Source organism: Geminocystis sp. M7585_C2015_104 (assembly GCA_015295805.1).
Classification (GTDB): Bacteria; Cyanobacteriota; Cyanobacteriia; order Cyanobacteriales; family Cyanobacteriaceae; genus DVEF01.
The window spans coordinates 1-20,740 of record DVEF01000056.1 but is presented as its reverse complement, the minus strand read 5'-3'; the positions used below and the strand labels follow the sequence as shown (position 1 = coordinate 20,740).

The following is a 20,740-nucleotide window of genomic DNA, read 5'->3' as shown; positions in this document are numbered from 1 at the left end:
TTCAGAAGTCTTGAAGAAATCAAAAATACTATCAGATTGCCTCTGTTGGGGACTTGTCCTTACAACAAAAATCTGGCTGTCCTCTTTCCCGGAAACCACAAAAAAGCCCGGAAAAAAGGTCTAATTTCGCCGCAAACTCTCTCAGAGGCCTTTAATCTCACATTAGATAGCTACTGCCATCTATACACTAATATCAGTCTGTTAAGTGCCGATAAGCCCATTAATAGCATTGTCATCAGTGCCACATTTCCCCAAGAAGGCAAGACCTCCACAGCAGTAGGCCTAGCAAAAGCTGCGGCAATGATGGGCAAAAAAGTCCTACTGGTAGACACCGACATGCGTGTACCTTCAGTCCACTCTTATTTTGGCCTAGACAACCAAACTGGCCTAAGTCAACTCGTCACTGACAACATAACCCTGGAGGAGGTTATTAAATCATGCCCCCAACAGGAGAACCTGTTTGTAATCACCGCCGGTACAATGCCCCCCAACCCCATCCCACTGTTGGCCTCCAATAAATGGCACTCCTTCATGGAACAATTTTACCAGCAATTCGATTTCGTCATTTATGACAGCCCGCCGTTAACAGTTTTCCCCGATGCCAAGACTATTGCCCCCCAAACCGACGGCCTAGTGTTAGTCCTGGGTATGGGGTTGGCCCGGCGGCCAGCAGTGCAACAAGTGCTTAATGACCTACAGGTGTCCCGTATTACAGTGTTGGGACTAGTAGTTAACGGGCTTAAAAGGGATTTCAACCACTCTTACGGCCACGCCTATGGTTATGGGTACGGTTATGGATACGGCTATGGTTCATCAGCCCAAGTGCAACAGTAACCCCTCCCTCTAGCTGCCAAGATAAGTTTTAAATCTGGCAATGGCCTGACGCACCTGTTCAAACCCCGTGCCTCCATAACTGTTGCGACGGTCCACCACCCGTCTAGGACAAAGGGCATCATAAATGTCCTCCTCAAAGGCAGGATGAAACTGTTTCCACTCCGCCATTGTCAAGTCCCTCAGCAGTCTTCCCTCCCCTATACAGGTTTTAACCACCCTCCCCACTATATTGTATGCCTCCCGGAAGGGCACCCCCTTGGCCGCCAGGTAGTCAGCTACGTCTGTAGCATTAGAAAAATCTTCATTCACAGCCCTTTCCAGTCTATCAGTGCAAAACTCCAAACCCTCATTGAACAGGATCGTCATGGCTCTCAAACAGGCCTTAACCGTCTTAACACTGTCAAAAATGGCCTCCTTGTCCTCCTGGAGATCCTTGTTGTAAGCTAGGGGTAACCCCTTCATCACCGTCAACAACCCCATGAGATGCCCAAATACCCTCCCCGTCTTGCCACGCACCAACTCCGGCACATCCGGGTTTTTCTTCTGGGGCATTATACTTGACCCTGTGGCACAACTGTCCTTTAGACTAATAAACCCAAACTCATGAGAGGCCCATAAAATCAACTCCTCACTAATGCGACTCAAATGCATCATAATCAGGCTAGCCGCACACAACCATTCAATAGCAAAATCCCGATCACTTACCCCATCTAGGCTATTCTCGTAAACAGATGCAAAATTCAATTCCTTGGCCGTAAAATTTCTGTCTATGGGAAAACTAGTCCCCGCCAATGCCCCACACCCCAACGGCGAAACATTGGTACGCTCATATATCTGCCCCAGTCTCTCCCAATCCCTTTGCGCCATGTGAACATACGCCATAAGGTGGTGTGCCAAACTGATAGGTTGTGCCCTTTGTAGGTGGGTATAACCGGGTATTATCGTTTCCACATGTCTTTCCGCATGATTTAACAACGCCCTCTGCCACTGTCTCAACAAGTCCCTAATTTTTTCAATCTCCGTCCTCAAATACAAACGAATATCCGTGCCTACTTGGTCATTCCTCGAGCGCGCCGTATGTAACTTTTTCCCCACCTCCCCCACAATTTCTGTTAGCCTTCTTTCCACCGCCAAATGTACATCCTCCTCTTCTACACCGGGCTTGAATTCCCCCCTGTCATACTCTTGTTTTATCTGCTCCAACCCCTTTATTATTATCTTCGACTCTTCTTCACTTATAATCCCCGTTTTCCCCAGCATTTTCGCATGGGCAATTGACCCCATGATGTCGTATTCCAACAACTCTATATCGAAGCCAATACTGGCATTAAACTCCGCTATGAAAGGATTCAGCGGCGAGTCAAAACGAGCACTCCAAGTCCCTTTTTTGTCCACTTTTATCCCCTATTCTGTCAAGGCCGACCCCTACATTTTATCCTAAAAACGAGTAAAAGAAGCAAAAGTATAACCCAAAAACATCCCAATTAGTAAGGCCCAGATTTGTCCAGACTGAACAAAATTCTGCCAGGCAGACACTATCTGTCCAATCACATCTGGATCCTTTATCTGTGCTATATAAAATCCCCCGGCCAGTAAACTGTTAATTATTTCCTGCATAATCTGTTTTTTTTTAAACGGTAGATACACCGATTATACCCCATTTTTTCCTCTCTGTTGCCAGCTGCCTAATATTATTTCCCTCCCCATACCCCTCCTCTCTCAACCCCTATCTACAGTAAAGTCAGTTTATTTACCAATCATTGAAAAAAAAAAAAACTAAACCTTTAGTAAAACAGCTATTACGCCCCATATATAATATAATATTTGATTGTAAATTTCTCCACAAAAATATAAATGATGACAACAAAAAACAGGAGAGCCTAAAAATTTTGAGCACCCTGTGGCATTGGCTTATCTACACAAAAACCTATGAGAACACCCCCCATTACCGGATAGCGGCTAAAATCTCAATGAGAATCTATGAACATTAGTGGTTTTTATTTATGTTATCAAAAACAGCAATGGGAAAAAGCTCCGAGTAGGCAAGAAAAAAAAATTGTCAGCCTGTAATGGGAGAAAATTGGGGTAGAATTCTTATTGTTCATAGTAGTATTTTTCGGATAAAAGTGGAAATCTTTGTCTATTACACCCCCGAATCAACACCAGATAATTGTTACCCCGACTGTGTGGTGGCCATAGATGTACTGAGGGCTACAAGTACCATTATCACCGCCCTACACAACGGCGCCAAGTCGGTAAAAGCCTATGGCGATATGGATTCACTAAACCAGGAAAGCGAATTGCTACCACCAGCCGTCAGACTACGCCTGGGAGAAAGAGGAGGCAAAAAAGTAGACTCCTGTGACTTGGGTAATTCCCCCCTCGATTGTACTCCTGAAGTAGTCGCAGGGAAACATCTTTTTATGAGCACAACTAATGGCACAAGAACACTACAAAGGGCAAAAGGTGCTAGTGTGGTTTTAGTAGGGGCAATCATCAACTTTCAGGCAGTGGTAGACTATTTACAAAAACATCAGCCAGAAAAAGTATGGTTGTTGGCTTCCGGCTGGGAGGGAGGCTACTCATTAGAAGACACTGTTTGTGCCGGCGCCATTGCCTCTGGTTTCCTCAGCCTCGATAACCTAAAAGACGCAAAAGTAAAAATCGGCAACGACGAGGTTATAGCCGCCATCTCTCTCTACCAACAATGGCAGCATAGACTTCTAGATTTATTCAAACTCTCCAGTCACGGGCAAAGACTGTTAAATTTAGGTCTAGAAGAAGACTTGAAATACTGTGCCCAGAAAAATATAACTCGCATCCTTCCCATTCAAACCGAGACAGGCATCGTCGTCTATCAGGATTAGCCGTCCCTTAGTTACCATTAGTTACCATTGAAAGAAAGAAAAGGGAGAAAACACATAATCTACCTATGCTTGAAGTAGAAAACATTGCCAACGCGGCCCAAGATAAGGCACAAAAACTGGGTGTGCACAAATTCGACATCTATGGCTCTAGTGTAGACCAAACCAGTGTCCAGGTATTCCAAGGACAACCTAAACAAGTAAAAGCCTCTCAGAAGTCTAACATCATAGTCAGAGTCTGGAATGAAAAAGGACAAATCGGCGTCACTACCACCACCGACGTCCATCCTACAGGCATAGAATTGGCACTCCAAAACGCACTCCAAGCTAGTTACTACGGTGTTACAGAGCATGTACCAGATTTTAGCCCTCTCGCTAAATCCCCCCTACCCCCCATTCATAGGGAATTGGGACAACCTACACCCCCCTTTACCCTCATCTCTACCCTCATCTCTCTAGAAACAGAATTGTTAAACGCCCACCCCGCCATCGCTGCTGTGCCCTATAATGGCCTGGGAGAACAAAAAATAGAGCGTTTCTATCTCAACAGTGATGGCGCCTTGAGGGAAGAAACTCGCACCCTCGCCTCCATATACCTCTATGCCACAACTAAGGAAGAAAACCACCGCAAACCCCGTAGTGGCGGTTCCTACAAGGTGGCTACCAGCCTGGCTAATCTCGACATCAGAGGCTGTTTCCAAGAAGCCTTGGACAAAACCATCAGTCACCTCAACTATCAGCCAGTTAGATCTGGCAAATACACCGTAGTCTTCTCCCCCGAAGCCTTTTTGAGTTTACTGGGCGCCTTTAGTAACCTCTACAACGCTCAAAATATCCTCGACAAACAGAGTCTTTCCACCCCCGACTCCTTGGGCAGGCAAATAGCATCCCCACTCATCTCCATTTATGACAATCCCCTCCATGACGGCAATGTCAGCGGCGAAACCTTTGACGGCGAAGGCACCCCCACCCGCAACCTCCCCATAATAGAAAAAGGGGTCTTAGTCAACTTTCTCCACAGCAGCGTCACCGCCAAACGCATGAATGCCACCCCCACCGGACATGCTAACATAGGCGCTAAAGTCACCATAAGCCCCAATTACTACCACGTCATCCCAGGAGAAACCCCCCCCTCTCAATACAGTCTAGACACCGCCGACAATGTAATCCTTATAGACGAACTTCAGGCACTACATGCCGGTGTTAACCCCCTGCAAGGCTCATTTTCTCTCCCCTTCGACGGTTGGCTTATTAAAGGAGGCGAAAAAATCAGTTGTGACTCTGCCACCGTTGCCGGCGATTTCCTCCAACTCCTCCAATCCATTATCTTTGTTGAAGACACCCCCTTCATTACCCCCGCCGGCGTCTCCCCCCGCGTCTGGGTGGAATCCCTCTCTATTACTGGACAATAGCCTTTATTTAACTTTTTCCCGTCAACAAAAGATAACAATCCCATGGGCAGACTAGAAGAAATCTCCACTGTGGCGGTAACAGCACAACAGATGAGGCAAATAGAAGAAGAAATCTTTGCCCAAGGCATGCCCGTTGCCAGTCTCATGGAAAAAGCCGCCACCACCAGCGCCCGGAAAATTCAAGACATCTACCCGGTCTCCACCCATCCCAAAGTCGGATTTCTTATCGGTTGTGGGCACAATGGTGGAGATGGTTTAGTCATTGCCAGGGAATTATTTCTAGCCGGCTACCACGTCTCCATTTATGCCCCCTTAGCAGATAAATCCAAAGACTTAACCGCCCATCACCTCCAGTATGCCAAATCCCTGGGATTGCAGTTCGTCAACCGTATGGACGAACTATTCCCCTCCCATTTTCTAGTAGACGCCCTATTCGGCTTCGGTTTAACCCGGACTATAGAAGGAGACCTAAAACAAGCCATAGACACCCTCAACCAGCAAAGTCTACCAGTAGTTAGCATCGACTTACCCTCCGGCATCCATACCGACACCGGCGAAGTCTTGGGTGTGGCAGTCAAAGCCTCCCACACCCTCTGTCTAGGTTTGTGGAAAATCGGCTTATTCCTTCCCCCCGCCATCGAATACACCGGCCAATTGCATCTAATAGACATAGGTATCCCCAGCCATCTGGTGGAAAAATTGGATGCCACCACCCCCCATATAGTCACCCCCTCCCTTGTCAAAGCCTCCCTACCCCTCCCCCGTAATATCAACACCCACAAATATAAACAAGGCCATTTACTGCTGGTTTGTGGGTCTTGGCAATACGCTGGTGCTGCAGTTCTAGCAGGTTATGGCGTCAAAGCCAGTGGCGTAGGAATGGTTACCTTTGTCACCCCCGCCTCTGTCAAACCCCTAATTCTACAACACTTTCCCTGGGCCTTAGTCATCGGCTGTCAGGAAACAGAAGAGGGCACCCTCAAATCCCTCCCATCAGTGCAATTCAACCGCTACGATGCCATCGCCTTTGGCATGGGCGTCTCCACCTCCATTCCCGCCGACACCATACTCCCCCCCCTTCTCAATGCCCAAACGCCCCTGTTAATAGACGCCGACGGTTTAAATCTCATGGCCCAAAACCCCCATTACTGGCAAACCATCCGCCAAAGGCAAGCCCCCACCATCCTTACTCCCCATGACGGCGAATTTAAGAGACTCTTCCCACATCTCCCCCTCCACCACCGTCTAGAAAGCCTCCAACAAGCCGCCAGTGATACCAATACCATTATCCTCCTCAAAGGCGCCAAACCCCTCATTTCCGCCCAAGGTTTACAACAATGGCTGGTTAAAGATACCTCCCCCGCTTTAGCCCGGGGTGGCAGTGGTGACGTCCTAAGTGGCCTCCTTGGTGGCCTGCTTGCACAGAAACACCCCCCCTCCACCCACATCCCCCTTCTCGTTGCCTCCGCCACCTGGTTACATCAACAAGCCGCCCTTATCGCCTCTTCTCTCCACACCGACATGGGGGTTGACCCACCTTCCCTTTGTAAATATATATTAAGAACTATCAAAAAACTGTAAACTACCACCCCCATTGGTGGACGGGGAGGGGGTCGGGAGGGGGTAGGATAGAGAGAGAAGGGGAACGGTAGGTGAGGAGACTACCAAGAAACTGGGGCTGCGTTTTTTATAGGTAAAAAATAATAGCAAATGGCAGGGTAATGGGGAAGGGGGGGGAGTTGAGGAGAAGAAAGGGGGAAGCGGGTTTACAAATAAGAATAAGAAGCAATAAATCAGAACAAGAGAGAAGAAAGAGAAAAAAAAAAGAAAGAGAGAGGCAATGCCCAAGAAAGTGTTTATAAAATGAAGGCAAGGAAGAACCATTGTGAGTAGGGAGAGAGAGAAAAAATGAAAAAGAGAATAGGCATATTGACGAGTGGGGGAGACTGCCCGGGACTAAATGCAGTAATTAGGGCAGTGGTAAAATATGCAAACCTAAGGGGCTGGGAAGTATACGGCATTCCTAGAGGCACAGATGGATTTATAGACTATGTGCGGGGAGAAATAACAGAAGAGCAATTGAAAATACAACCCCACGGCTATGACCTACCGGGGGTGTTGCAGGGATTAGACATACTTCAATTCATGAGTGGCAGTGTGTTAGGCTCACTCAGCAAGGGCAATCCCAGGGATGAAAAGATAATCAAGGATATCCTGGAGGGGTACAAAAGACTGAAATTAGACGCCCTCATTGCCATAGGGGGTGACGGCAGCCTGGATATTATCTACGACTTGGCCAAAAGAGGGGGCTGGAATCTGGTGGTAATACCCAAAACCATCGACAACGATGTGGCCTTTACAGAGAGATCAGTGGGATTCGACACCGCTTGTAACACCGTAACCCAAGCACTGTACGACCTTACTTTCACTGCCGCCAGTCATGAGAGAATAATGGTAGTACAGGTGATGGGGAGAGATGCAGGACATCTATCCCTCCACTCGGGGATAGCCGGTGGCGCTGACTGTATCCTCATACCAGAATTAACCCCTAAACTCACAGAGGAAACCCTCCAGGGATTGTGTAACTACATTGCCCAACTGAGACAAGACGGGAGAAAATTCGCCCTCATCGTGGTAGCAGAAGGAGTAAGAGGTTTGGATGGCAAAAAAGATCCCCATATTGCTGAAACCCTTGCCGCCCTCCTAAAGGAGCGTTGTCACCAACTGTCCTGCACTGATAGGGAAGACTACCGTTGTCTTGCTCAGGTAGATACTCGTGCTACAATCCTTGGACACCTCCAAAGATGCGGAGTACCCACATACTTTGACCGTATTATAGCTACCATGTTCGCCATCAAAGCAGTGGACTTGATTGGAGAAGAATGTTACAACCGACTGGTAATTTGGCAAAATGGCACTGTGGACAGTAAATCCCTAGAACAAATAATGCCTATGATAAAATGGTGTCATCAGGAGAACATCTGTCCCTCCCCTGTAGATCCAGAGGGTTTCATGGTGAAAACCGCATTATCCCTAGGCATCTACCTAGGGGAAAATCGCACTCCCCCCAAAACCTTCCCCATCGAATCCTCACAAAGTGAAAAAAGAATCCCCGCACCCGAGTTGGTTGGCAGTAACCCCGAGTGAGAGTACAATTCAACCACCTGTGTGAAATAGCGGGGGATAGCAAAAACCCGCCTCGCATCCTCACTCCCCACAAACCGCCAATGCCAGGGCTCAAAACCCACCCCCTGAGGGTTGTTGGCCGGGAAAGACTGCTCAAATCCATAACCACGGGCCTTCTCTGTCAACCACCTGTGGGCCTCACTTTTAGCAAAATCCAATTTCAAATTCCATTCTGGCCTTTTCCCATCCCCAATATCCAAAGCATAACCCGTATGGTGTTCACTGTACCCCGGGGGGGCACTCCATCTTGCAGCCGCCGCCATGCCCCCCTTCCTTTGTATTTGTCTATTAAACAACTCCCCTTGTACCTCCACGCCTCTAAACCCCGAAATCAACACCAACTCCACCCCCTCTTTTCCGGCATCCTCCCTCATTCTCTTAAAAGCCCCAGCCGCCTCTCTGTGTAAATACTCCCTCCTGTTGTAATACCCCCCCACCTCCACCAACTTCTTCTTTGAAGCCTCTGGAAAATAAAAATGGCCAAGACGGCTATTGTTACACACTATCTCGGCCATCTTAGCCACACCCCCCAATTCTATATTTGCATTTTCCCTCGATTCTGTTTTCCCGACGGCATTGCCAGGGTCAGAGGGGGTATGGGGGGTTAACTGATAAACCTCCCTCTTTCCCTTTTCCTCCTCCCCTGTTGTTACATCTATCCCTTCTTTCTGTGATTCCCCCCGCCGAGGGTTGTAATACCACAGAGCTACCGCCGACACCACCGCAAGGGACACCAAAAAATTCAGAATCTGAAAGCTGGTAAAAACCCCTACCCCAACTGTCCCCTTACCCTTGGCCCCATTATTTCCCCTTTTGGACATGACACTCCTCACATGATACAGCAACTTTTTGTCCCGGGAGACAAACTCCACCTTTTTTACAGGTCACACCACACCAACACCGCACAATTATAAGCCCTTACAGCTCCCACTTCCCCAACATTTCTCCCCCCTTCCCATGGGCGGTGGGTGAAGAGACCCCCGAGAGGCTTGGGCTGCGGCTCTTATTATTGAAAATAATTATCAAATGTTCAGGGGCATCAAAGAGAGGGGGAATAGTGCCATAACCCCCTAAAGACCTAATGCCTAATGCCTAATCTACTCCTACTCAGAGTCGGTGGCGGCAAAAAAGGCATACCAGTCAGTAGTAACAACGGCTCCTGGAAAACCCTCAGGTTTGGAAATCAAATCAAAGGCCTTGTTTCTGGCATAGGGATTATTGAGCGCCTGAACAATCACATTGGCCAAGTCACCCCTGGGAATGGAGGGTGAAACACCAGGAGGTGGCGACTTCAAAAACTCGTCATTTTTCCCCGTAAGCAACTCCCTTTTTCCCTCTGGTGCATCCAATAATCCTCCCGGCCTGATTATAGTATAGTTCAAACCGGAGGCCACTAGATACTTTTCTGCCTTTTTTTTCCAAACGAGGATATTGCCGTTGCCAATGCGATTAAGAGGATGATCGGGAACAGTACCACCCATGGAACTCACTAAGATAACATGTTCCACCCCTGCGCGGACAGCCTCGTCGATTTGATTTTTTTGCCCCAACCAATCCACAATCTCCGGCCTACCCTTTTCTTCAAATTCAAACTGCGGCGGATTACCACCTATTGCTGGCTTCACCATTTTGGGAATCGCACTGGTTAAAATCACCAATGCCTGACACCCCTCTAGCGCCTTTGCTATCTCTTGTGGATTCAAAATATCTCCGTAAAAAAAGCCAGTACTGTCCCCAAATATCTCTTCCACTTTACTACGAGAGCGGGCAAATCCTCTCACTTCCCACCCGTATTCTCCCGTTCTTAGTTTCTTTACCACAAGGGAGCCCGTCCTTCCTGTGGCCCCTGTCACCAACACTATTTTCTTCCTCATTTTTTCCCATTTATTCTTTCTTTTTATACCACTATCTTAGCATCTTCCACCCCACCTGTTCCCTCTCATAAACTCCAATTTTCTTCAGAAAGCAATCCTGTTATCATTGGGGCAAATTAACCACAACAAATCTCCTATCATAAATAAAATTTAAAATTAACTAAAATTGGCTAAAGCCTCCATTTATAACAATAGTAATTTAAAATAAAAAAACCGCCCAATAGGCGGAAAAGTAGTGGAAAAAGGAGGGGAGAAAATCAGCCTTGTTTGTCAGCATGATTGTTTACGGTCTCAGCCTTTGCTTCCACAGTTTTATCTTCCGAAGCCAGATTAATTTTGACGATTTTGTGTCTGGCTTCCTCAACTTTGGGGAGAGTAAGTGTTAACACCCCATCCTTATACTCAGCAGTTACTTTGTCGTTTTCAATCTCCGCAGGCAAGTCAATATGACGCTCAAAAGAGCCATAATTGAATTCAGCGATGTAGTAATCGCCATTCCTATCTTCCTCTTGACGGTACTCACCACTTACAGTAACACCATCACGGGTGACACTAATATCTAAGTCTTTTCTGTCCACACCGGGGAGCCAGAATTTTAGAATAAATTGCTCACCATTATCCCTCAATTCCGCCGGAGGATTCAAGAAATAATCCTCATGCCCATTCCAAGGATAAATTTCTTCCAGGAGGCGATTGACTTGACGATGCAATGCAGTAATTTCTTGGAAGGGATCAAACCTTACCAGTGTCATACCCGCCAACACCTCCCTCTGATAATTTATCCTAAGATTGCCTCTTCCGGTTCTACTTTTAGCGTGCCACATTTCCGCCAATTTCTAAGGGGAGAAAACCGAAAAAAGGCAGTAAGGATTTCCGTATCTTTGTTAATTTTTTTGTCAGTTTTGTCATTATGTTTTAATATACAAATTAGACCATGGAAACGAAGGAGTCCCAGTCATGAGTGTTAAAATACTAATGATGACGTTGACAATACTTTTTGTAGTGTCTGCTCTGTTCTTCGGAACTAAAAACGGTTACTACGACACGGAGTACTACGATGGGAATGGCACAGCTCATTGATAAACTGTCCTTATGAGTAGACGGCAAGAAAGTTTTTCTGCCTCGGAAATTACCTTTTCTTGCTATCCCTTTGGTGTGGGACATTACACCGAGGGGGTTTGTTTATTGCTGACGGTGGGAAACTATCGCATCCTATTGGACTGTGGCTTGGCCGATATTACCCCCCTATGTATGTCTAGTCAACCCCCCGCCGACTGGGTTTTTTGCAGTCATGCCCATGAGGACCATGCTCGTGGCTTGTTAGAACTACGCCGTAGCTATCAAAACCTGCCCATCTACACCAGCGAAGTAACAGCGAAGCTACTACCCCTCAATTGGTTGACAGAAGGAAGAATCCCACAATTGCCACAAATAGCAGAAGCCTTGCCGTGGCATTCCCCCATAGCCTTAAAATCCGATTTAACGGTGGAATTATTTCCAGCAGGACACCTACCCGGGGCCAGTTGTTTTTTGTTTAAATATCATCATGGGGCAAGAGTATATAAAATCTTCTACACCGGCGATTTTTGTCTTTCTAATCTCCAACTGGTGGAGGGTTTGTCTGTAGATAGTTTGAGGGGGTTAAATCCAGATGTCCTTATTATAGAGGGAAGTTACGGCACTGCCCGTCACCCCCACCGCCGTCATCAGGAAAAACAATTGATGACTAGAATAAAAAAGGCTATAGATTCCCAGGTAAGTGTTATACTCCCAGTACCCACCTTTGGCATAGCTCAAGAGATATTAAAATTATTACGCTCCCACCACGAATTTACCGGCAAAGATTTGGACATTTGGGTAGACGGAGACATTCCTCTCGCCTGTGATTTGTACTTGGAATTGCTAGACCACTTTCCCGAAAATGTGCGCAATTTTGCCAAGCATCAGCCGCTTTTTTGGGATGAAAAAATAAAACCCAGAGTGCGGCGGGTAGCCGGGAGAAAAAGAGAAGAAATAATTACAAAACCCTCCATTGTGTTAACGGACCAATTGAGTCACTTGAGACTATACTGCCAGAATCCAGAAATCCGGCAAAAATGGCTAGTTCTAGTTCCTCATCTCTCAAAAATATCACAAGCTGGAGAAATAAGGGAAATAAGAGAAAGAAGTGACCCAGAAAAGGTAATAATAGAGGATTACATTTTAGCAGAACACAGTGACGGCAGAAATACCACTCAACTGATACATAACCTGAGACCACAGCATATTATATTTGTCCACGGATTGCCCAATTATTTAGCAGATTTAACCAGTCTAGAAGAACTACAAAACCGCTATCAACTCCACTCCCCAGAAGCCGGAGTTAGAGTGGAATTACCCATCGGCGCTCAATTCATTCAACCAAAAATGACTGCCCAAACCTATTATGAGGGGGAATTGAACGAAACGGGGGCCTATGTTACTATAACCTTACCAGAACAGATAAGTAGGGATCCCCGGTGGCAAAACTTTGCAGATACCGGCTTAGTGGAAGCGAGATGGCAGGGGGAAGAATTAGTAATCCGTGGCTTATCCCAGCGAGAATTACTACAACAAAATAGTCTTCTCAAGAGACAATTACACCCAGAATCTTGTGCCAATTGTCGTTATTACCGTGAACAATACTGCCACAATGAAGAATCCCCCCTAAGAGGTTTTAATGTACCACCAGATGGTTATTGTCCACTGTTCGAGCCCCGTCTATAGTCATTCATAATTTCCCACATTTTGATATAATCTACAACAGACAAAAAAACATAGAGGAATCCATTAATGGTTGAACCTTTACTGTTGGGCATTGTATTGGGCTTAATCCCTGTTACCCTTATTGGGTTGTTTTTCGCCGCCTGGCGTCAGTATAGACGAAGCAGTCAAATAGGACTAGAATAGCCCCCTTTTTGGGTGAGGCTTCCCATATCTTTTTATTAAAACACCCTTCCCCTAGATGGGGGTTTCTCTCTCCTCCCCACACCCGTCAGTCTAGTTTACCTTAAAGCCGTTATAAATCCCCCCTCTAATTCTCATCACTAATTGCTAACCCCCACCCACATACCCCCGAGTTTTAACACATCCACTGTATTGGTTTAGTATTCCATTCCTTAACATTAGGGCCTCAGAGTAATTGTTTCATACCATAACCTTGTTTTATGCCATGTATTGTGGCTTTGAACCACTGCCGGGCAGTTTCCAAAATGTCCTAATTTCAGAACATTAGCCCACTTGACCCCCATGGTTATTCCCAGTTGCCTAAACAGCAGTGAATAAAACTTATTATGGGGATTTGAGGACTTAAATAGCAGGCTTTTGCCCGTAATAACCTAAGGAAGAAATCGTTGGAAATTTAAGGCAAAATACCTGAAATTTAATGATTAACCAAAATACTTAAAATCTATTAAAAACTCATTTTTTTTGAACTAGGGGATATAATTTTTTTTTGATTGACATGGGAGGCAGAAAGAAAAACAAGAAACACAAAAAATCTGCCTCTGTTGGTAAGAAATATTAACCCGCAACAGCAAGGGGGGAATTATCCTGTTTTTGTGAAAAGGCGTTTTTTTGTTCAATGGCCTCCCTATACATTCGAATGTACTGGAGGGCAGACTTTTGCCAACTGAAGTCCTGTTTCATACAGCGAATCTGCAGTTTGCGCCAGTCTTTCTTAAAGCGAAAACCCTCATAGGCACGAACCATGGCAGTATAAAAATCTAAGGGATCATAGCGCTCAAAAAAATAACCTGTGCCCTGTTCACTGTGGGGATAGTAAAAAGAAACCGTGTCTGCTAAACCCCCCGTCTTTCGTACTATGGGCACTGCACCATAGCGCATGGCAATGAGTTGACTAATGCCACAAGGCTCAAACCGAGAGGGCATGACAAAGGCGTCTATACCACTGTAAACCCGCCGGGAAAGCGCCTCATTGTGTACCAGTTGTACTGAGACACGTCCAGGATGACGGTTAGAAATCTCCCACAATTGGGATTCGTAACGACGCTCCCCAGTCCCCAATATGATAAACTGGGCATCAGTATAAGTCAAAAAACGGTCTAGGGTCTGAATTACTAGATCAATCCCCTTTTGTTCCACTAGACGAGATACCATCCCCAATAAAAACCTATTCCGGTTTACCTCCAACCCCGACTCCTCCTGCAACTTCAGCTTGTTGGCAACCCTCCTTTCCAGGGTTTTAATGGAAAAATTCTGCTCTATATACTTATCTGTAGCAGGATTGTATACTTCTGTATCCAAACCATTGACAATACCCCTCAACTTGCCTCTAATCCAGGAAAGAAGATGGTGTAATCCCTCACCATACTCGGGGGTTTGAATTTGGCGAGCATAGGTAGGAGAAACAGTATTGACAATATGGGCAAAGTGCAAACCGGCAGCCATGGCATTCTCCCCCTGCATATAATCGGGACACCATGTAATCCGTTGAAGAATATCACGGCCTGGCCCACGATATGCTAGATTGTGGATGGTTAACACCGTAGCCACCGAGGGGTGTCGGTGTAGCCAAACTGGAATCATTGCAGTATGCCAGTCATGACAGTGTACTAGATCCGGTTGCCAGTAATTCCAAACAAACTCCGCTGCCCCATTGGCAAAAAAGGTAAAACGCCAATATTCATCGTGGTCACCATAGATAATACGACGGGCAAAAGTAGCATGCCCCAACAGATAAAGAGGAACATTGCTATCAGGCAACACCGTCTGGTACACCTCAAACTCTTGCCCCATGGCTTTGCCGCGCCAAATAGGGGAGGAGGGAATTTGTAATTTTTCAGGCAAAAAGCCATAGTAGGGGAGAAAAATCCGAACGTCATGCCCCATTTTCTTTAAAACCTTGGGCAAAGCGCCCACTACATCCCCCATTCCGCCCACCTTCGCCACCGGCGCCGCTTCCGCCGCCACAAACAAAATCTTCATACTAGACTGAATTCCTCAATTTCTTGCAAAACACTAGGAGAAATGTCCCATAGCCTTCAACAATCTTATTCTATTCCGGGCATTTGGGGATAGGTGTTGGGGATTATTGGGTTATATGGGGTTAGGAAACTGCGAAAAAGGGATGTTTGAGATTTTAGCAGGCAAATTAGCGCTACCGTTGCCAGAAATGAAGCTATATTGAAATTAGTGGCGAAAAGGAGTGATGAAAAAGTGAGCACAAAATTATATGACAGTAAAATCGACTTAAGTGCGGAAGTAAGGGAAAAAGTAATAGGCATATTAAACGTCACCCTAGCTACCACCATAGATTTGAAAACCCAAACAAAGCAAGCCCACTGGAATGTAAGAGGCGTCCACTTCTACTCTTTCCATAAGATGTTTGACGAGATGGCAGTACAGTTGGAGGAATTTGTAGACATGGTGGCGGAAAGGGTGACGGCATTGGGGGGTGTAGCCCTAGGCACCGCCCGAGTAGCCTCTCAAAACTCCCTCCTCCCGGAATACCCCTCCGAGATTACTGAAGGGATACAACATGTAGCGGCCTTGGCCGAACGTTATGCCATCTATGCCGCCCATCTACGGGATGCCATCGCTAAAACCGACGAGTTGGGGGATGCTGACACCGCCGACTTGTACACAGAAATATCCCGTGCTGTGGATAAACATCTTTGGTTTTTAGAAGCTCATTTACATTCCCCCGGCGGTTAACCGTAATCCCCCTGTCGGTAACATCATGGCCACCTCTAGGGCTGTTAACATATAAACTGTCCACCGTGGGACTATAACGAACCAATGCACCTTTGGAACAATCCCTCCCTGTGGCAGTGGCAACAAACTGATAGGGGGCGCTACCTCACTTGTAGCCTGTTAGCCAAATGGCCCCATGGCTTTTTTACCTCCCACTTCCATGGATGCCACCCCCGACAGCTAGTCCAATATCTTCACCCCCGGGCCAAGGTTTACTATCTCAAGCAAATCCACAGCAATATCCTCTTCACCACAACCCAGATAGAATCATCTGAAACACAATTGGAGGGAGATGGTATTGTCACAGATTCCCCCCTTCAGTCAGTGTGGTGTGCCAGTGCGGACTGTACTCCTGTATTGATTGCCTCCCCCGACACCGGCAAAGTCATGGCAATCCATTCCGGCTGGCGAGGCAGTGCTAAAGAAATTGTACCCAAAGCCATCTCCTTGATGGCCTCGCTGGGTTGTAAAAAAGAAAATCTCCTTTTTGCCCTTGGCCCTGCCATCCATGGTAAGATTTATCAAGTAGATGAAAATGTCGCCCTTCAAGTGTTAAAAACCGTTATCAAACACACCTCCTCCTCCTCTGAAATCCTCCATATTGCCTATGAAAACCAACTAGTATACCCTGACTTTTCCCCGGGGAAAATAAGACTACATGTTAGTGCTGTTATCTATCAGCAGATTGTACAACAGGGCATTGACTCGTCCCAAATTGCTATAGCTCCCTATTGTACCTATCAGGACTCGTCCGACTTTTTTTCCTATCGTCGCACTGGGGAAAAAAAAGTACAGTACAGTGGCATTGTGTCCATTTAATTCCTATTCTTTTCACGGTTATCACAAGACAGTCATTTGCTCAGTTACAAATGGTAAATAAGTGTCTTCATAATCAGTAATATTGCGTATAATTGTAAATAAAAAAAAGTAAAGCCTTCTTAGCAAAAATTAACCTGTTAATAAACAGAAGTGGGCGGATAATGTCTCGAATACTAGTGATAGATGACGATCCAGCCATCACCGAGCTGGTAAGCATCAACCTGGAAATGGCTGGTTACACCCCCATCCGGGCAGAAGATGGAATCAAAGGGCAGGCCCTGGCAGTGCAAACCCAGCCCGACCTGATCATATTGGACATCATGCTACCAAAAGTGGACGGCCTGACAGTCTGTCAAAGATTGCGAAGGGACGAAAGGACAGCTCATATCCCAGTTCTAATGTTAACAGCCCTGGGACAAACCCAAGACAAGGTGGAGGGATTCAACGCCGGTGCCGATGACTACCTCACCAAGCCTTTTGAAGTAGAGGAAATGCTGGCAAGGGTAAAAGCACTTTTGCGTCGCAGCGACAGAAGCGCACATACTGTGATACATACAGAAATACTGAGTCATGGCCCCCTTACCCTTGTGCCAGAAAGACTTGAGGCCATCTGGTTTGGCAAGACAGTCAAACTCACTCACCTGGAATTTGAATTACTTCATTGTCTTTTACAACGTCATGGGCAAACCGTATCCCCCAGTGAAATACTCAAAGAAGTATGGGGCTACGACCCGGATGACGACATAGAGACGATCAGGGTACACATCCGCCACCTACGCACCAAATTAGAACCGGACCCCCGCAAGCCTCGTTATATTAAGACTATATATGGCGCCGGCTATTGTTTAGACCTTAATCCCGAAGAAAATTAGTACTATTTTATGTTTATTGATTTTTTTTCGAGGTTCCGAACTGGGGTAGTCGGGGCGGCTTTCTTTTTTCCTCTTTCTCCAAATTGGGAGCGGAGTTTTCCCGGGGTGTTGTTGGGTTTTGACCTACATTTTCCTCTTTATCGGCGGGGGATAGACTAGAGCTTTCCCTCAAATTTTCCTCCTCTTTTGTTCCTGCTGACCAAGAATTGATTTTTAGAGTCTCAAAACTCCTGGGGAGGGAAATATTATGATTTCTGAGAATCTGTTCCAAGGCATTCTTGTACTCGATGGTATATCTTTGTTGTCTTTGGAGTCTAATTTTCAACTCCCTGTTTTCCTGTTCTAGTATTCTCAATTGAGCCTCTTTTTCATGACAATCTTCCTGTAAAAAAGAACATTCCCTCTCCAGGAGGGCAACCTGTTTTTGTAACTTTTCAATCTCCTCTGTCAGCTGACTGATATGTTTTTTTTGTGCTTCTATCTCCTCTGTAAGTTCAGTTATTTTTTGCCCAGTAATTTCATCATCCGGCTGTTTTCCAGTCTGGGATTGGGCAGAAAGTTGCTCTTTTTGTTGGGCAATAATAGACTCTAACTGGGCAATCTTGCCTTTTAATTGCTCATTCTGTTTCCTAATTCTGCAGGCAACGGCATACCAATCAATGTCCTGGAGATTCGTCTTGTGAGAAGAAAGAGATTTGCTCATAGGGAATAATTAAAAAAACACAAATAAACCACCGCAACACAGGGAAACTAGAATCTACTTTAAGGTTAGCATAACCAGTAAAGAGGAACAGGGAGGGGGAGAATTAAGAAATATAAATAGAACTTGACTGAAACCAGAAAAAATGATAGATTCTGAGAGAGCACAGGGCAACACAAAACGTCCAGCCATGATTTTGCCATCATCCCTCTTCAAAGAACTGCAAAAATCCAGAAAAGAAGATGTAAGTGACTATGTAGCTCACCTACAAGTGCACATGAGTCTCCAGGCACGCAATCTACTGCCGGGAATTGAACAGATGAAACAAAGTCGCGAAAGTCTGTTATATCAAACACAAGCTCAGGTGGAAAAAATAACCTCTCGGGTATTGACATGATCCTAACAACAGAACCTGAAAAACAATTATCATAAAGGGAAGGGTGGGGCAAGTCCCACCTTTTCCCTACAAGGGGGGAAGAAAAATGTTAGAACATGATGTGGTAATAGTAGGGGGGGGCCTAGCGGGTTGTAGGGCGGCCCTAGAAATAAAACGTATTAACAGCAACCTAGATGTGGCTATAATAGCCAAAACCCACCCCATCAGATCCCACTCGGTGGCGGCCCAGGGAGGAATAGCCGCTAGCCTCAAAAATGTTGACCCCCAAGACAGTTGGCAGGCTCATGCCTTTGACACCGTAAAAGGCTCAGACTATCTGGCAGATCAAGATGCCGTAGCCTACCTCACCCAAGAGGCTCCAGAGGTTATCATCGAATTGGAACACCTAGGGGTGCTTTTTTCCCGTTTGGAAGATGGCAGAATCGCCCAGAGGGCCTTTGGAGGACACTCCCACAAACGCACCTGTTACGCCGCTGACAAGACAGGGCATGCCATCCTTCATGAATTGGTGAACAATCTGCGCCGCTACGGGGTGAAAGTTTACCAAGAATGGTATGTACTGGAACTGATTGTCGCCAACCAAGAGAAAACCCCCGACATCCGGGGTGTGGTCATGTATCATATTCACGACGGTGAGATAGCTGTAGTGCGAGCAAAAGCAGTTATGTTTGCAACGGGGGGATATGGAAGGGTATTTAACACCACCTCTAATGACTTCGCCTCCACCGGGGATGGCATGGCCATGGTGGCTATGGCAGGACTCCCCCTCGAAGACATGGAATTTGTACAATTCCATCCCACAGGCTTATATCCGGCAGGGGTGTTAATCTCCGAGGCAGTGAGAGGAGAAGGTGCTTATCTGCGCAATAGTGAGGGGGAAAGATTTATGGCCCGTTACGCCCCCCAGCAGATGGAATTAGCCCCCAGAGACATTACCTCCCGTGCCATTGTAATGGAAATCCGCGCCGGTAGAGGCATAAACCCCGATGGCAGCAGTGGTGGCCCTTACGTACACCTAGATTTGACCCACTTAGGGCGAGAAAAAATCATGAGTAGGGTGCCCTTTTGTTGGGAAGAAGCCCATCGTCTGTTGGGGATAGATGCGGCAGTACAACCCATTCCCGTACGCCCCACCGTCCATTACTGCATGGGGGGCATTCCTGTCAACACCGATGGCAGAGTTAGAGCCAATGCAAACCAGTTGACAGAAGGATTCTTTGCCGCCGGCGAATGTGCCTGTGTTTCCGTCCATGGCGCCAACCGTCTGGGAAGTAACTCCCTCCTGGAGTGTGTGGTATATGGCCGGCGAGTGGGAAGAGCCATAGCACAATATGTAGTAGATAGACCTATGCCCCCCGTGTCAGAAAGAGAATATATACAAAAGGCTACGGATTTAATCCAAAATCTCCTCTCCCAGCAGGGAGACATGAGAATCCATCAGCTGAGGCAAAAAGTCCAAGACTGCATGACAGAATACTGTGGCGTTTTCCGCACTGCCGAGTTGATAGAAAAGGGCCTCCAGGAAATCCAAAACCTAAAGGCGCAATACGAAAGAATTTATCTGGACGACAAGGGTTCTTATTGGAATCAAGAACTCATTGAAGCATTAGAATTGAGGAGTATCATGGTGATAGGAGAGGTCATTTTAAATTCCGCCTATCACCGTCGCGAAAGTCGTGGCGCACACTACAGAGAAGACTTCCCCCACAGAGACGACCAAAATTTCCTAAAACATACTCTTGCCTATTATTCCCCCACGGGTGTCACCATTGAATATATGCCCGTAGTTATCACCATGTTCGAACCACAGGAGCGAAAATACTAGAATATAACCATTACTACCATGATTACCATAACCGTCAACGGCGAATCCCAAACCTGTCAGGAGAATTTATCTCTGCCCCGTCTGTTGGAGTCCTTGGGATATAATCCCCGTCTAGTGGCGGTGGAATACAATGGCGAAATCCTCCACCGTCAAGACTGGGAAAAAACCATCATCAAACAGGGGGACAAACTGGAAGTAGTTACCATTGTAGGCGGGGGTTAGAC

20 protein-coding genes are annotated in these 20,740 nt (G+C 46.5%); 13 read left to right on the top strand and 7 right to left on the bottom strand.

All coding sequences use genetic code 11. The features are described from left to right. On the top strand, positions 1 to 834 hold an 834-nt coding region (locus tag IGQ44_06640), incomplete at its 5' end, for a CpsD/CapB family tyrosine-protein kinase (protein HIK37647.1). Between the two features lie 9 nt (positions 835 to 843). Here IGQ44_06640 and argH read toward each other — a convergent pair. Together argH and IGQ44_06630 are read right to left on the bottom strand one after the other, a co-directional pair. Next, positions 844 to 2,229, bottom strand: coding sequence for an argininosuccinate lyase (gene argH / locus IGQ44_06635; GenBank protein HIK37646.1), 1,386 nt, complete (start codon positions 2,227 to 2,229; stop codon positions 844 to 846). A gap of 42 nt (positions 2,230 to 2,271) precedes the next feature. Further along, positions 2,272 to 2,451, bottom strand: a complete 180-nt coding sequence (locus IGQ44_06630; GenBank protein ID HIK37645.1) for a hypothetical protein — start codon at positions 2,449 to 2,451, stop codon at positions 2,272 to 2,274. Between the two features lie 509 nt (positions 2,452 to 2,960). On the opposite strand from IGQ44_06630, the gene IGQ44_06625 reads away from it, so the two are divergent. The 4 genes from IGQ44_06625 to IGQ44_06610 all read left to right on the top strand — a co-directional run bounded on the left by IGQ44_06625 (position 2,961) and on the right by IGQ44_06610 (position 8,257). Continuing rightward, positions 2,961 to 3,701 (top strand): 2-phosphosulfolactate phosphatase family protein, encoded by a 741-nt coding sequence (locus IGQ44_06625; GenBank protein HIK37644.1) that lies wholly within the window; start codon positions 2,961 to 2,963, stop codon positions 3,699 to 3,701. 65 nt (positions 3,702 to 3,766) lie between these two features. Then, complete coding sequence (locus IGQ44_06620) at positions 3,767 to 5,110, top strand: TldD/PmbA family protein (protein ID HIK37643.1); 1,344 nt, start codon at positions 3,767 to 3,769, stop codon at positions 5,108 to 5,110. Positions 5,111 to 5,152: 42 nt separating this feature from the next. Next, complete coding sequence (locus IGQ44_06615) at positions 5,153 to 6,691, top strand: NAD(P)H-hydrate dehydratase (GenBank protein HIK37642.1); 1,539 nt, start codon at positions 5,153 to 5,155, stop codon at positions 6,689 to 6,691. Positions 6,692 to 7,018: 327 nt separating this feature from the next. Further along, complete coding sequence (locus tag IGQ44_06610; protein ID HIK37641.1) at positions 7,019 to 8,257, top strand: 6-phosphofructokinase; 1,239 nt, start codon at positions 7,019 to 7,021, stop codon at positions 8,255 to 8,257. Here IGQ44_06610 and IGQ44_06605 read toward each other — a convergent pair. From IGQ44_06605 to IGQ44_06595, 3 genes are all read right to left on the bottom strand, one after another. Next, a complete protein-coding gene (locus tag IGQ44_06605) occupies positions 8,152 to 8,811 on the bottom strand; it encodes a M15 family metallopeptidase (protein ID HIK37640.1) in 660 nt (219 codons plus the stop codon). The two genes, IGQ44_06610 and IGQ44_06605, sit on opposite strands and share 106 nt — an antisense overlap. Positions 8,812 to 9,399: 588 nt before the next feature. Further along, entirely contained in the window at positions 9,400 to 10,170 is a 771-nt protein-coding gene (locus IGQ44_06600) for an SDR family oxidoreductase (GenBank protein HIK37639.1), read from the bottom strand. Between the two features lie 257 nt (positions 10,171 to 10,427). After that, positions 10,428 to 10,922 carry an Hsp20/alpha crystallin family protein gene (locus IGQ44_06595; protein ID HIK37638.1) on the bottom strand — a complete coding sequence of 165 codons (495 nt, stop codon included), beginning with the start codon at positions 10,920 to 10,922 and terminating at the stop codon, positions 10,428 to 10,430. 340 nt (positions 10,923 to 11,262) lie between these two features. Here IGQ44_06595 and IGQ44_06590 point away from each other — a divergent pair, with 340 nt between their 5' ends. Both IGQ44_06590 and petG read left to right on the top strand, forming a co-directional pair. After that, a complete protein-coding gene (locus IGQ44_06590; protein ID HIK37637.1) occupies positions 11,263 to 12,915 on the top strand; it encodes an MBL fold metallo-hydrolase in 1,653 nt (550 codons plus the stop codon). A gap of 66 nt (positions 12,916 to 12,981) precedes the next feature. Next, complete coding sequence (petG, locus tag IGQ44_06585; GenBank protein ID HIK37636.1) at positions 12,982 to 13,098, top strand: cytochrome b6-f complex subunit PetG; 117 nt, start codon at positions 12,982 to 12,984, stop codon at positions 13,096 to 13,098. Positions 13,099 to 13,710: 612 nt separating this feature from the next. Here petG and glgA read toward each other — a convergent pair. Next, entirely contained in the window at positions 13,711 to 15,135 is a 1,425-nt protein-coding gene (gene glgA / locus IGQ44_06580) for a glycogen synthase GlgA (protein HIK37635.1), read from the bottom strand. A gap of 231 nt (positions 15,136 to 15,366) precedes the next feature. On the opposite strand from glgA, the gene dps reads away from it, so the two are divergent. The 3 genes from dps to IGQ44_06565 all read left to right on the top strand — a co-directional run bounded on the left by dps (position 15,367) and on the right by IGQ44_06565 (position 17,594). Further along, positions 15,367 to 15,864, top strand: coding sequence for a DNA starvation/stationary phase protection protein Dps (gene dps / locus IGQ44_06575; GenBank protein ID HIK37634.1), 498 nt, complete (start codon positions 15,367 to 15,369; stop codon positions 15,862 to 15,864). Positions 15,865 to 15,948: 84 nt separating this feature from the next. Continuing rightward, positions 15,949 to 16,722: a peptidoglycan editing factor PgeF gene (pgeF, locus tag IGQ44_06570; GenBank protein HIK37633.1), complete on the top strand. Its 774-nt coding sequence runs from the start codon at positions 15,949 to 15,951 to the stop codon at positions 16,720 to 16,722. A 161-nt stretch (positions 16,723 to 16,883) separates the two neighbouring features. Continuing rightward, entirely contained in the window at positions 16,884 to 17,594 is a 711-nt protein-coding gene (locus IGQ44_06565) for a response regulator transcription factor (protein ID HIK37632.1), read from the top strand. Between the two features lie 13 nt (positions 17,595 to 17,607). On the opposite strand, the gene IGQ44_06560 is transcribed toward IGQ44_06565, so the two are convergent. Next, positions 17,608 to 18,297 (bottom strand): hypothetical protein, encoded by a 690-nt coding sequence (locus tag IGQ44_06560; GenBank protein HIK37631.1) that lies wholly within the window; start codon positions 18,295 to 18,297, stop codon positions 17,608 to 17,610. Positions 18,298 to 18,484: 187 nt separating this feature from the next. Here IGQ44_06560 and IGQ44_06555 point away from each other — a divergent pair, with 187 nt between their 5' ends. The 3 genes from IGQ44_06555 to thiS all read left to right on the top strand — a co-directional run bounded on the left by IGQ44_06555 (position 18,485) and on the right by thiS (position 20,738). Continuing rightward, positions 18,485 to 18,691 (top strand): hypothetical protein, encoded by a 207-nt coding sequence (locus IGQ44_06555; protein HIK37630.1) that lies wholly within the window; start codon positions 18,485 to 18,487, stop codon positions 18,689 to 18,691. A gap of 85 nt (positions 18,692 to 18,776) precedes the next feature. After that, a complete protein-coding gene (locus IGQ44_06550) occupies positions 18,777 to 20,516 on the top strand; it encodes a succinate dehydrogenase/fumarate reductase flavoprotein subunit (GenBank protein ID HIK37629.1) in 1,740 nt (579 codons plus the stop codon). An 18-nt stretch (positions 20,517 to 20,534) separates the two neighbouring features. Beyond that, complete coding sequence (gene thiS, locus IGQ44_06545; GenBank protein ID HIK37628.1) at positions 20,535 to 20,738, top strand: thiamine biosynthesis protein ThiS; 204 nt, start codon at positions 20,535 to 20,537, stop codon at positions 20,736 to 20,738. Positions 20,739 to 20,740 lie beyond the last annotated feature (2 nt).